The organism is Paraburkholderia sp. GAS42 (assembly GCF_050436565.1).
Taxonomy (GTDB): Bacteria; Pseudomonadota; Gammaproteobacteria; order Burkholderiales; family Burkholderiaceae; genus Paraburkholderia.
The window spans coordinates 26,593-39,101 of record NZ_JBNDML010000023.1; the positions used below are offsets into that span (position 1 = coordinate 26,593).

Sequence of the window (12,509 nt, forward strand, 5' to 3'; positions counted from 1 at the left end):
ACATATATACCTCCCATAAGACACAACACCTCTATATATATCTATATCTGTAAATAAGGTATTTTAGTATCTGTATCTCTGAAAGCCTTACCAGGCAAGGATTTCGACGGATACCATGCATGGTATCGGCGTGGTAACTGACAGTGCGTTTGGTATCGGGACGTGCGGATCGCATCGGCCTAAAGCCGGCAATGGACAGGCGGCGGCGATCACTGTGTTCTTCGATAGTTGAGTGCGCGGCCGGCGAAGGCGACGTGATGCGGCGCAAACAGCAACAACGTCTTGGAAATCTGACGCTTTCCCCCTCGAATCGCTTGACCGATTGCCACAGGGTATGAAGCTGTCGGTTGCTGATCCTCACTTGAATGACTGCTTGGCTGGGCGAACCGGTCAAAGCCGGCCCAGCACCTCGCGATGCTGTTGCGAAAGAAAAATCGACGCGATTGACCTGCGCCATTGCGGTGCGGCTACGTCAGACCTTACAATCGACCGCCGCCCCGGGCACCACTTAATCTCGTCCGCGTTAACGCAGACGTTTGCAGCATGGTAACCCCGGTCCGCTCGGCGATCCGGATTGTCCGATTGCGCGCAGCAGGTACAGGAGAAAGCTCCCCGGGGCGGCACTCTCCCTTATGAATACCCCGATCACCAGCACGCCGCAGGACTTGGCAGAGCACCAGACCCTCATGGAAGCCTGGGAGCGCATGGACGTCCATATGTTTTCGACGGGCGTCCTCGGCGCCCCGTACGACGACGTCCAGAAAATCCTCTACCCAAACCCGCCGTATAAGGCGTTCCTGATGGCGAAGCGCAGCGGTGGCTTCCGGGTCATCCGGGAGCCGCGCTATCGGTTGAAGGTTTTGCAGGAAAAGGTCCTGGCTTACCTGTACGAGCGCGCCGGAACGCCGAAGCCCTGCGCCCACGCGTTCATCAAGGAACGCAGCATCGTCAGCAACGCGCGCAAACACTTGGAGCGTCGCCCAACGTTCGTGCTAAATCTGGATCTCGAAGCGTTTTTCCCATCGATCAACTTCTATCGGGTGCGTGGCGTCCTCAAAAAAGCCCCGTTCGGCTTTTCGCACCAGGTCGCCACGGTTCTGGCACAGATGTGCGTCGTCGGGAACGAGCTGCCCCAAGGTGCACCGACGTCCCCGTTCCTGTCGAACCAGGTGTGCCGGTCGCTTGACCGCGATCTCATGGACCTGGCTAAGCGCCACCAAGCCACCTACACGCGGTACGCCGACGACATCACGTTCAGCTTCACGCGCGCCACGGCCGCCACGCTGCCGGCGAACATCTGCACGTTCGACAGCGGCGAGGTCAAGCTCGGGAACGAACTGGTCGGTATCATTGAGCGGCACAACTTCAAGGTCAACCCAACAAAGACGCGGATGTCTACCCGCCGACGCCGGATGGAGGTGACCGGGATCGTCATCAACGAGTTCCCGAACGTCAAGCGGTCGTTCATCGACCGCATCCGCGGTGTGCTTCACGCCTGGGAAAAATACGGCTACGAGGCCGCCCAGACCAAATGGGAAGAGCGCGTCGCCCTGGGCGCGTCGCTCGCGTATGAGAAGCGACCTTGGAAGCGACAGACCCGAACCGGTAAGCCCCCCGCTCTGAAGAACGTTCTGTGGGGCAGGCTCCTCTACGTTCGGATGGTGCGCGGCGCCGACGACGCGATCTACACCCGATTGGCCGAGCGCTACAACCGGCTGGTTCAGGCCGAGTGCGTGATGAACGAAAACTTCCAGGCGTCCACGCTGCCGGTCGAAATGATCGTCCGCAACGGCGACGATGTGGCGCGTGCCGTCTTCGTTCTGCACTGGTCCGGAAACTTCAAGCCGCCCGAAGGGCAGAACGTCGGCATGATGGGTGGTCAAGGGACGGTTTTCGCGTACAAACGGCACAATCGCCTCATCACCTGCCAGCATGCCCTGGTGGATACTACGGTCATCAGGGAAACGGTAGACGGTCCGGAAGGACAGGTGATCACTGAGACGTTATACAAGGCCGATGTGACGTCGCCGCACCTGGAAGACCTGGCCGTCGTTGCGATCAATCCCGTGAACGGACGGGAATGGCCCCTGCGGGTTATGCACATGGACCGAGGTCGCGACCTCGCGCTCCTGGAGTTCGTCGGGGAACCGCCAGAGCATCGCCACTTTTCGGGCATGGACTCGCCGATCACCACGCACGCATCCGGGCGCTTGATCGGCTTCCCCAACTGGAGCCACGGTCGCCGGGTCAACGTCGAGCCGGCGGTGGTCACGAACCGCTACCCACGCAGCGCTTTGCAGCGATTCGAGATCAACTCACTCATCCGGAAAGGAACCTCTGGCGGCCCGATGGTCGACGAGCTGTTCCGGGTCGCGGGCGTTGCCCAACAGGGCGCGACGCAGGCGAACGGCAACAATGAGTGCTTGTGCGTCGCCGAGCTGGACGCCTGGATTGCCGCGTACGAGGCGTCGCTCCTGCCAGTTCCCGCCCCGGTTGCTATCGCGCCGGCACCGGCAGGACCCGTCTGAGCTACACGCAGAACTACTTGCCGGACGGCACTAGCGACGTTCACTACACCTTCGGGGCGTGGTGGCGCATCGTATTCAATGGCGTCGAAGTCCTTAACACCTCGGCGCATCCCTTGTTCGACACTGCGTCGGGGGCGCATATTCGGGGCTATGTGCCGGCCATGGCGCACACCACGACCTACGACCTTGCCGTGGGCGTTTGAAACAACCCGCATCCGCTGATTCAACAGTGGCCTGTCCTGCCGCCGAACTACCCCGCCCCCGTCGTGATCGATCCCTAGCCGATGACGACCCTTCTAGATCAGCTCCGCCGGCGACCGGCCGCCGCACACGACATGACGTAGATCATCGTGGGGCGCGTGATTCAGGGGATGGGCGCGGTATCGTCGGCGGTAATCACGTTTATTGCCGATCTGACCGCCGAAGAGCATCGCACGAAGGCAATGGCGATGGTCGGCGGCAGCATTGGCGTGTCGTTCGCAGTGGCGATCGTCGGCGCGCCGATCGTGTTCGAGTGGGTTGGCATGAGCGGCCTCTTCGCGCTGGTCGGTGTGTTCTCGATTCTCGCGATCGGCGTCGTGCTGTGGGTCGTGCCCGATGCACCGAAACCGGTCCACGTGCGGGCGCCGTTCGCTGAAGTACTGCATAACGTCGAACTGCTGCGCCTGAACTTCGGCGTGCTCGTGCTGCACGCGACGCAGACCGCATTGTTCCTCGTTGTCCCGCGTATTCTGGAAGCAGGCGGCCTGCCGGTCGCGTCGCACTGGAAGGTGTATCTGCCGGTGATGGGTCTGGCGTTCGTCATGATGGTGCCGGCGATCATCGCCGCTGAAAAGCGCGGCAGGATGAAAGCAGTGCTGCTCGGTGCGATTGCGCTTATCCTGATTGGCCAGTTGTTGCTTGGCCTCGCACCTCATACCATTCTGACTGTGGCGGCGATTCTTTTCGTCTACTTCCTCGGCTTTAACGTGCTCGAGGCGTCGCAGCCTTCGCTGGTGTCAAAACTTGCACCAGGAACGCGCAAGGGCGCGGCCGCCGGCGTGTACAACACCACGCAATCGATCGGGTTGGCGATGGGCGGTGTGATCGGCGGATGGCTGCTGAAAGTGGACGGCCAAAGCGCCGTGTTTTTTACCTGCTCGGGGCTCGTGTTTTGCTGGCTTATAATCGCCGCAAACATGAAGCAGCCGCTGCGCAGGGCGTAGCAGAACTTACCCGGCGGATGGCTGCGGCGCAGTTTTCGATCTTCGGTCAACAGGACCCTACGATGAAAATCATGCGCTGCCGCCCCGCCCGAAACGGAAGCAACTGGAGAAACTCATGGCATCCGTGAACAAGGTCATTCTCGTCGGCAATCTCGGAGCCGATCCCGAGGTCCGTTATCTGCCGAGCGGCGACGCTGTAGCCAACATCCGTCTGGCGACGACTGACCGCTACAAGGACAAGGCATCGGGCGAAATGAAGGAAGCGACGGAATGGCATCGCGTGTCGTTCTTTGGCCGCCTCGCGGAAATCGTGAACGAGTACCTCAAGAAGGGCTTGTCGGTGTATATCGAAAGTCGCAATCATCGCGAACTTACTACTGAAAGTGGAAACGCCGTCGTCAGCCCGCGGTCCCGTTTCTTGGCGCAACGAGCAGGACTGCGACCGACACGCGCTGCCGCTTTCGAATATGAGGGCTAAAAGCAGGTAAGCTGTCTCTTGAGCGTGGTTAGTGCTCAAAAGGAAACGGCGCCGTTGTCAGCGCCGTTTCAAAAAGGGGAAGGGACTTCGCCCACGTCCGTCGAAAGATCAAGGGCGGGTCCCTTCGGATCACGTACCCACTTTTTATGGAGGGCACATGACTGCTGCAAACTTATACTGGCTTCTCGCAGGCCACTATTTGTGCATCGGCTCACTGTACGTGTTCGTCGCAATGAGTCACTGAAGTGTGCGGTATCGGTCTGTCGCCGGCCCGTACAACTGCAACTATTGGTTGTAGGTTAGCACATCCCGTCCGGTGACATAACACTGGCCTAGAGAACGGTGGTCCGCTGTCGCGGATCGCCGTTCGCTTCTGGGGCCGGAAGCGCGGTCGACGCCGCAGGGATTGTGCCCGAGCATCATTGAGGTAGAACACCGGCCATGCGGTGCTCGATGAAACTGGCCCACAGCTCGAGCGCGCCGCGCCGCTCGCCGTAGTATGTGTGTTGATCGTAGATCCCCTCAACTCCTGCCAGCTTGTGATTCAGGCACATTTCAGAGATGTCACGTGGTACGCCGAGTTTGCGCATGTTGGACTTCATCGTCGAGCGCAGATCGTGGGGCGTGAACCTGCGAATCGTCGGCTTGTGGTTGGTGATCCAGAAGTCGATCGCCTCGCGAATGCAGTCCTTGTTGATATGCGTGTCGCCGCCGAGGCGTTGCGCGCGGCTACTCGCGCGCGCTGGCAAGACGTAGTCCGACCCGACGGCCACTCCACGCAGTTCGCTGAACCATTCAACGGCGACAGGCGCGAGCGGTATATCCATCGCCGGCCCCGTTTTACTCGCTGGGATATGCCACCGTGCCTCATCGAGGTATACGTCACTCCATTGGGCTGTAAACAGCTCCGACGCCCGCACTCCAGTCGCCAGTAGCAACCGGACCGAGAGCAGGTTTTCCTTGCTCATTTTGGCGTTGGTCAGGACGTTGATTTCCGCATCCGTGAGCATCAGGCGTTTCCTGATTTCGGGTCTTTCGCCGATGACTGCTTCGAGTGATACGCCGGTACACGGGCTGGCGACAATTAACTTCTTGCCCGCCGCGTGCTTAAAGATCGCTTTGAGCACACACCATAAGGTGAAGGACTCCACCCAGCCGACCTTTACGCGCTCGAGTTGCGCGACGATATCAGGCCCTTCAACGTCGCGAACCGACAGTGCCCCCATGCCGGCGGCTATTCGGAGAAGGTTGCGCTTATAGCTGCGTTGGGTGCTGTCCGCTAAGCCCGGGAGGATCTTTTCTTGGTAGTCGGCGATCAGCTGCCGCACTGTCCACTCCTTGACGGACTTCTGCTTTCGAATGACCGCGGCCGGGTTTAGACCCTGTTGCACTTCGACGCGCTTTGCGCTGGCGAGGTCGCGCGCCGCCTTCAAAGAGATATCGGGATACCGTCCAAGCGTGAGTTCGTGGCGCCGGCCGCCGTGGCTGAATCGTAGTACCCACGCGGCCAGGCCAGCCGCCGAAAGCGTGAAAGTGAGGCCGTCGCCGTCGGACTTGGCGACCGGAGTACCCGCGCGGATCCACCGGCGGAGCTGTATGTCTTCAAGGATCTTTGATTCTCTGCGCGCCATCACGGCCCCTCGCTCTAGCTACCAGTCTAGCTACCAATTTTACATGAGCTTGGGTGACCTCGGATGACCCCGCGTGATTTATCTTTTTTCTTGTGATCCTTGCCAGATAAGGCTGTCGTGACTGTTGGTGATCCCGGATGACCTCGCGTGAACCCTACATCAGAACAATATCGTACTGTTCCTGACTCAGATTCGACTCCACCTGCAACGACACCGGCTTGCCGATAAAGTCGATCAGCATCGCCAGATGCTGTGATTCTTCTTCGAGAAAGAGATCGATCACCTGCTGCGAAGCGACCACGCGAAACTCGCGCGGATTGAACTGGCGCGACTCGCGCAGAATCTCGCGCAGCACGTCGTAGCACACCGTGCGCGGTGTCTTGACCTGACCCTTGCCCTGGCACACCGGGCAAGGCTCGCACAGCACATGTGCGAGCGATTCGCGGGTGCGCTTGCGCGTCATTTCCACGAGACCCAGCTGCGAAAACCCGTTCACGGTCACGCGCGTCCGGTCGCGCGACAGCGCCTTCTTCAGTTCACCGAGCACCTGTTCGCGATGCTCGACGTTTTCCATATCGATGAAGTCGATGATGATCACGCCGCCCAGATTGCGCAGGCGCAACTGTCGCGCGATGGTGTGCGCGGCTTCAAGGTTGGTCTTGAAGATCGTATCGTCGAAGTTGCGTGCGCCGACGTAGCCGCCGGTGTTCACGTCGATGGTTGTCATCGCTTCGGTCTGGTCGATCACCAGATAGCCGCCCGATTTCAGATCGACGCGCCGCGACAGGGCGCGCTGGATTTCCGTCTCGATGTTGTACAGGTCGAAGAGCGGTCGCTCGCCTGCGTAGTGATGCAGCTTCGACGACACCGCTGGCGTGAACTCCGCTGCGAATTCCGTCAGCATCTGGAACGTTTCGCGTGAATCGACCTGGATGCGCGATGTCTCGTCATTGACGAAGTCGCGCAGCACGCGTTGCGCCAGATTCAGATCCTGATAGAGGAGGCTCGTCGGCGGCAGGCGTTGACCCTGCGCCACGATCGTCGTCCACGTCTTGCGCAGATACGCGACGTCGGCGGCGAGCTCTTCGCTCGTCGAATCTTCGGCGATGGTGCGCACGATATAGCCGCCTTTCTCATCGGCGGGCAGCACGGCGGTCAGGCGCGCACGGATCGCTTCGCGCTCGGCTTCGCTTTCGATCTTCTGCGAGATGCCAATATGCGGTTCCTGCGGCAGATACACGAGCGTACGACCCGCGATACTGACCTGCGTCGAGAGTCGCGCGCCCTTGGTGCCAATCGGATCCTTCACGACCTGCACCATCAGCGACTGACCTTCGAATACGATCTTTTCGATCGGCTGATGCGGCGCCTGATGTTGCGGTTCGCCCGCGATGCGCGGATGCCAGATATCGGCCACATGAAGGAATGCGGCGCGTTCGAGTCCGATATCGATGAAGGCCGATTGCATGCCCGGCAGCACGCGTACCACCTTGCCGAGATACACATTGCCGACGCGGCCACGCGAGAGCGTGCGCTCGACATGAAGCTCCTGCACAGCGCCTTGCTGGACGAGCGCGACGCGCGTTTCCTGGGGCGTGACGTTGATCAGGATTTCTTCATTCATGGTCTTGTTCTAGAAGTCGATGCGCGCTGCACGAAGGAGGGCAGCGGTTTCAAAAAGCGGCAAACCCATGATACCTGAATAGGACCCGTCGATATGCTCGATAAACTCGGCGGCGCGGCCTTGCACGCCGTAAGCGCCAGCCTTGCCGAGCGGCTCGCCCGTGGCGACGTAGCGGCGCAGCGCGTCGGGCTGCACGGCAGCGAAACGCACGCGCGAAGTCGAAAGCACAGCGGGCAGCAACGCGCCGTCCGCAGCGATAACGGCGACTGCGGTCAGTACTTCATGGTCGCGTCCGGCGAGACGTTCGAGCATCGCGACGGCATCATCGGCATCGGCGGGTTTGCCGAGGATCGCATCGTCGATCGTGACGGTTGTGTCCGCAACCAGAATCGGCGCGTTCGCATGGCCGCCCGCGACCAGTCGCGCGCGTGCCGCTTCCGCCTTCGCGACGCATACGCGCATCACGTAATGGTGCGCGAGTTCGAGAGGCAGTTCGGCTTCGAGCGCTTCGGCGTCCTCGTCGGGGCGCGGCAGCAGCAATTCGAAGCGCACGCCGAGTTGCTGCAGCAGCTCCTGACGACGCGGACTTTGCGAAGCGAGATAAACGAAGGGATGAAGCGCAGCGGACGACGAAGGCATGAACGGATCTCGTTAATCTCGTTAGAGCAAATCGCATGAGGCACGCATGAAAGCGACCGAAGCGAAACGGGACCGTCACACTGTGGGATCGAGGTCAGAGGCTAGCGGTCGCCCGGCGCTCACGCGCGGTGATAGGGATGATTTTGCGTGATGGTCCACGCCCGGTAAAGCTGTTCGGCGAGCAGCACGCGGACCATCGCATGCGGGAGTGTCAGACTGGAGACGCGCAGCATCATATCGGCGCGTGCTTTCAGCTCAGGATCGAGCCCGTCCGCACCGCCGATCAAAAACGCGACGTCGCGCCCATCCTGCTGCCAGCCGGGCAGGGCGCCGGCCAGCTGCATCGTGGTCCAGTCGCGGCCGTGTTCGTCGAGCGCGACGATGCGCGCGTTCTTCGGCAACGCGGCTTCGATCCTGACACGCTCGGCAGCCATCACGCTCCCGGCCGGGCGGCCCGACGAACGCTGCTCCGGCTTGATCTCGCGTAGCTCGATGCGCAGCTCGGGTGGCATGCGCTTCGCGTACTCGTCGAAACCGGTGGCGATCCAGTCCGGCATCTTGTGGCCGACGGCGAGGATATGCAGCTTCACAGCAACGTCCTGCCAGCGATCAGCGACGACGTGCCGGTGCCTTGCGTGCGGGCTTCGCGGCCGGCGCTTCGTCTTCTTCCTCGTCGTCGAGCGGCTCGCTTGCGCGGGCGCCGCCGAACGGGTTCGGGGTCGACAGCTTGATGCGCACCGGCTTGTCACCCCAGATTTCCTCGAGGTTGTAGTACTGGCGCAGCGCCGGTTGCAGGATGTGTACGACCGCGTCGCCGCAATCGACCAGCACCCATTCGCCGATGTCCTCGCCCTCGGTGCTGATCACGTCGCCGCCGTTTTCCTTGACCTTTTCACGCACGCTGGAAGCCAGCGACTTGGTCTGCCGGTTCGACGTACCGCTCGCGACAATCACGCGGTCGAACAGCGAGGTCAGATGGGTGGTGTTGAACACCCTGATGTCTTGCCCTTTCACGTCTTCGAGGGCGTCGACGATCACGCGTTGCAGTTTGCGAATATCCATATTTACCGATGGTACAGATGATGTTGAAGAATATAGTCCCACACGGCTTCAGGGACGTGGCTGACTGCGCTGTCCAGGATGTTGCCGCCCGCGTGGTGCTGGAGCCGCTCGCGCAGATGCGAGCGGATGTCGGTGGCCGAAACGTCGAACGCAAGCGTCGTATCGATCAGCAGATGGCCGCAGGGGGTTCCCTGCAAAACTTCCGCGCTGGCCTTGCGCGCGGCGATCTCGTCGGCCACCACTGGCGGGATCGTCGTCAATTCAAAACCGGGTCGCGTCGCGGCGCAGATGTGCGCGTAGTCGAAGAGCCGTTTCCAGTCGCGCCACGTGTCGAGATGCACGAGCTGGTCGGCGCCGACCAGGAGCGACAGCGAGACGTCCGCGCCTTCGCGTTCACGCCAGCGTTGCAGCGTATCGACGGTGTAGGTCGGACCGTGGTGCTCGATTTCATCGGTCGCGACGCTCACCTTGACGCCCGGCAGCACGAGCGATCGGGACGCCGCGCGCGTCATCGCGAGCCGGTGTTTTGCCGCCGACACGTCCGCTTTCTGCCACGGCTGGCCCGCGGGCAGCAGCACGAGTTCGGTCAGACGCAACACGTCGGCGAAACGCCGCGCGAGCGCGAGGTGGCCGTCGTGGATCGGATCGAAGGTGCCGCCGAGCAGACCAATCCGGCGAGGCAGCGCGACAGGATGAGCGTTCGGATTCAGGTGCGGGTCCTTTCGTGACGGTGACGGTGCGTTCAGGCTGACTGGCGGGCGACGGCCGGGCTCAGACCCACTCGCGCGGCACGAGAAAGTCGGAATACAGGCGCGCTTCCGGCGTGCCCGGCTCCGGCTGCCAGTTATAGCGCCAGTTCACCACAGGCGGCATCGATATCAGGATCGATTCGGTGCGTCCGCCGCTTTGTAGCCCAAACAGTGTGCCACGGTCGAAGACCAGGTTGAACTCGACATAACGGCCACGTCGGTACGCCTGGAAATCGCGCTCCGCTTTGCCATACGGCTGCGAACGGCGCTTTTCGATGATCGGCATATAAGCCTTCAGGAACGCATCGCCGACGCTTTTCAGCATCTCGAACGAACGGTCAAAGCCGGGTTCAGCGAAGTCGTCGAAGAAAATCCCGCCGATGCCGCGCGTTTCGTTGCGGTGCTTCAGGAAGAAATACTCGTCGCACCATTGCTTGAAGCGCGGGTAGAGGTCCGCGCCGTACGGCTGCAGCGAATCGCGGCAAACCTGGTGAAAATGCCGCGCGTCTTCCTCGTAGCCGTAGTAGGGCGTCAGGTCCATGCCGCCGCCGAACCAGAAAACAGGCGCTTCGCCGGGTTTCGTCGCGATCAGCATACGCACGTTCATGTGCACGGTCGGGCAATACGGATTGTGCGGATGCAGCACGAGCGACACGCCCATCGCTTCAAAACCGCGTCCGGCGAGCTGCGGTCGTGCCGCGCTGGCCGAGCCCGGCAATGCATCGCCGGCCACATCCGAAAAACCGATGCCCGCGCGCTCGAAGAAGTTGCCGCCTTCCAGAATCCGCGTGCAGCCGCCGCCGCGCAGCTTCTCGCCGGGCGCGCGCTGCCACGTATCGGTGGCGAAAGGCGTACCGTCGAAAGCGCCGAGTGTATCGGCGATGTGCGTCTGCAGGCCCTGAAGCCACACGCGGACGGCCTGTACGTCACAGGTTGAATCGGTCATGGATGTTGATCTGCGGCCGGATAGTCAGGCCACGGGTTCATGAATGGGCGGTGATGAGGCGGGTGGGGCGTCCGGAAATCCAACCCGGAAATTCTCCCGGGAATTCACCTGGGAATTCACCCCAACGCGCCGCCTGAATCGATTTGCAGCGGGCGGCAGAGAGCGCCACCGGTCAAGCCGCTACACCGCGGGACACCCCGAAGTGTAGCGTTCCCTGCGAAGAGCGCCATGCTGCGCTGCGGGTTCAGTGCTTGCGGTTGACCGCGCGATAACCGATGTCGCGACGGTACTGCATGCCGTCGAACGAGATCTGGTTGATCGTTTCGTACGCAACCGACTGCGCGCTGCGCACCGAATCCGCGAGGCCCACCACGCACAGCACGCGCCCGCCCGACGTCACGAGCTTGCCGTCCTTCAGTGTCGTGCCTGCATGGAACGTCACTGAATCGACGGCTTCAGGCGGAATGTCGCCGATGCGGTCGCCCTTCCTCGGCGTGTCCGGATAGTTGTGCGCGGCCAGCACGACGCCGAGCGCCGTCCGGCGATCCCACTCCAGTTCGACCGTATCGAGCGTGCCCGCGATCGCCTGTTCGACGACCTTCGAAAAATCGCCCTTCAGACGCGCCATGATCGGCTGCGTTTCCGGGTCGCCCATGCGGCAGTTGAATTCGAGCGTCTTCGGGTTGCCCTGCGCGTCGATCATCAGGCCGGCGTACAGGAAGCCGGTAAAGCGGATGCCTTCCTTTTCCATCCCGCGCACGGTCGGCAGAATGATCTCGCGCATCACGCGAGCATGCAGTTGCGGCGTGACGATCGGCGCGGGCGAGTACGCGCCCATGCCGCCCGTGTTCGGGCCCTGATCGGCGTCCAGGAGACGCTTGTGATCCTGGCTCGATGCGAGCGCCAGCACGTGCTTGCCGTCGACCATCACGATGAAGCTCGCTTCCTCGCCTTCCAGGAATTCTTCGATCACGACGCGCGCGCCGGCATCGCCGAGCTTGTTGTCCGACAGCATCATGTCGACGGCGGTGTGCGCTTCTTCAAGCGTGGTCGCGACCACGACGCCCTTGCCGGCGGCGAGGCCGTCCGCCTTGATGACGATCGGCGCGCCCTTCGAATCCAGATATGCGTGCGCGGCGGCGACATCGGCGAAGGTTTCGTATTCGGCGGTCGGAATCGCGTGACGCTTCATGAAGGCCTTCGCGAAATCCTTCGAGCTTTCGAGTTGCGCAGCTTCCCTCGACGGCCCGAAAATCTTCAGACCACGCGAGCGGAACAGATTGACGATGCCTGCGGCGAGCGGCGTTTCCGGCCCGACCAGCGTGAAGGCGATCTGTTCTTTCTCGACGAAATCCGCAAGCTCGTTCAGATCGGTGATATCGACGTTGCGCAGACGCTCGTCCTGCGCGGTGCCGCCGTTGCCCGGGGCAACGTAGACAAGCTGAACGCGCGGCGACTGCGCGAGCTTCCATGCGAGCGCGTGTTCGCGACCGCCGGACCCGACGACGAGTAACTTCATGTGATTCCCCGAAGACTAAAAAACAGTGACGGCCGACGCGCCTGCGTCAGCCGTGGTTTGCCGCAATAACTGCACTCAACGCAACCGCTGCGGGACGCGCGCGAACCGGGCGGCGCATCGCACAGCAG

General features: G+C 61.8%; 9 protein-coding genes and 2 pseudogenes. 3 read left to right on the forward strand and 8 right to left on the reverse strand.

What is annotated here, in order from left to right; genetic code table 11:
* The first annotated feature begins 632 nt into the window (after positions 1 to 632).
* From P3T16_RS27835 to ssb, 3 genes and pseudogenes are all read left to right on the forward strand, one after another.
* Positions 633 to 2,528 carry a reverse transcriptase domain-containing protein gene (locus tag P3T16_RS27835; protein WP_429344748.1) on the forward strand — a complete coding sequence of 632 codons (1,896 nt, stop codon included), beginning with the start codon at positions 633 to 635 and terminating at the stop codon, positions 2,526 to 2,528.
* A 320-nt stretch (positions 2,529 to 2,848) separates the two neighbouring features.
* A pseudogene (locus P3T16_RS27840) lies at positions 2,849 to 3,733 on the forward strand (MFS transporter); the annotation flags it as partial.
* Between the two features lie 115 nt (positions 3,734 to 3,848).
* A pseudogene (gene ssb, locus P3T16_RS27845) lies at positions 3,849 to 4,085 on the forward strand (single-stranded DNA-binding protein); the annotation flags it as partial.
* Between the two features lie 545 nt (positions 4,086 to 4,630).
* On the opposite strand, the gene P3T16_RS27850 reads toward ssb, so the two are convergent.
* The 8 genes from P3T16_RS27850 to purD form a co-directional block, all read right to left on the reverse strand.
* On the reverse strand, positions 4,631 to 5,842 hold the full coding sequence (locus P3T16_RS27850; RefSeq protein ID WP_429344749.1) for a tyrosine-type recombinase/integrase: 1,212 nt from the start codon (positions 5,840 to 5,842) through the stop codon (positions 4,631 to 4,633).
* Positions 5,843 to 5,996: 154 nt separating this feature from the next.
* Positions 5,997 to 7,466, reverse strand: coding sequence for a ribonuclease G (gene rng, locus P3T16_RS27855; RefSeq protein WP_429257945.1), 1,470 nt, complete (start codon positions 7,464 to 7,466; stop codon positions 5,997 to 5,999).
* 9 nt (positions 7,467 to 7,475) lie between these two features.
* Positions 7,476 to 8,105, reverse strand: coding sequence for a Maf family protein (locus tag P3T16_RS27860; RefSeq protein WP_429344750.1), 630 nt, complete (start codon positions 8,103 to 8,105; stop codon positions 7,476 to 7,478).
* Positions 8,106 to 8,224: 119 nt separating this feature from the next.
* Positions 8,225 to 8,695, reverse strand: coding sequence for a 23S rRNA (pseudouridine(1915)-N(3))-methyltransferase RlmH (gene rlmH / locus P3T16_RS27865; protein ID WP_429344751.1), 471 nt, complete (start codon positions 8,693 to 8,695; stop codon positions 8,225 to 8,227).
* Positions 8,696 to 8,714: 19 nt separating this feature from the next.
* Positions 8,715 to 9,167, reverse strand: coding sequence for a ribosome silencing factor (gene rsfS / locus P3T16_RS27870; protein ID WP_429344752.1), 453 nt, complete (start codon positions 9,165 to 9,167; stop codon positions 8,715 to 8,717).
* Positions 9,168 to 9,169: 2 nt separating this feature from the next.
* Entirely contained in the window at positions 9,170 to 9,913 is a 744-nt protein-coding gene (locus P3T16_RS27875) for a nicotinate-nucleotide adenylyltransferase (RefSeq protein WP_429258034.1), read from the reverse strand.
* A gap of 25 nt (positions 9,914 to 9,938) precedes the next feature.
* On the reverse strand, positions 9,939 to 10,862 hold the full coding sequence (gene hemF / locus P3T16_RS27880; RefSeq protein WP_429257949.1) for an oxygen-dependent coproporphyrinogen oxidase: 924 nt from the start codon (positions 10,860 to 10,862) through the stop codon (positions 9,939 to 9,941).
* A 244-nt stretch (positions 10,863 to 11,106) separates the two neighbouring features.
* A complete protein-coding gene (gene purD / locus P3T16_RS27885) occupies positions 11,107 to 12,381 on the reverse strand; it encodes a phosphoribosylamine--glycine ligase (protein WP_429344753.1) in 1,275 nt (424 codons plus the stop codon).
* Positions 12,382 to 12,509 lie beyond the last annotated feature (128 nt).

Bases quoted from the DNA above. Each gene is read 5' to 3' on its own strand.
- P3T16_RS27835 (WP_429344748.1), top strand. From the start codon at position 633: ATGAATACCCCGATCACCAGCACGCCGCAGGACTTGGCAGAGCACCAG.
- P3T16_RS27850 (WP_429344749.1), bottom strand. From the start codon at position 5,842: ATGGCGCGCAGAGAATCAAAGATCCTTGAAGACATACAGCTCCGCCGG.
- rng (WP_429257945.1), bottom strand. From the start codon at position 7,466: ATGAATGAAGAAATCCTGATCAACGTCACGCCCCAGGAAACGCGCGTC.
- P3T16_RS27860 (WP_429344750.1), bottom strand. From the start codon at position 8,105: ATGCCTTCGTCGTCCGCTGCGCTTCATCCCTTCGTTTATCTCGCTTCG.
- rsfS (WP_429344752.1), bottom strand. From the start codon at position 9,167: ATGGATATTCGCAAACTGCAACGCGTGATCGTCGACGCCCTCGAAGAC.
- hemF (WP_429257949.1), bottom strand. From the start codon at position 10,862: ATGACCGATTCAACCTGTGACGTACAGGCCGTCCGCGTGTGGCTTCAG.
- purD (WP_429344753.1), bottom strand. From the start codon at position 12,381: ATGAAGTTACTCGTCGTCGGGTCCGGCGGTCGCGAACACGCGCTCGCA.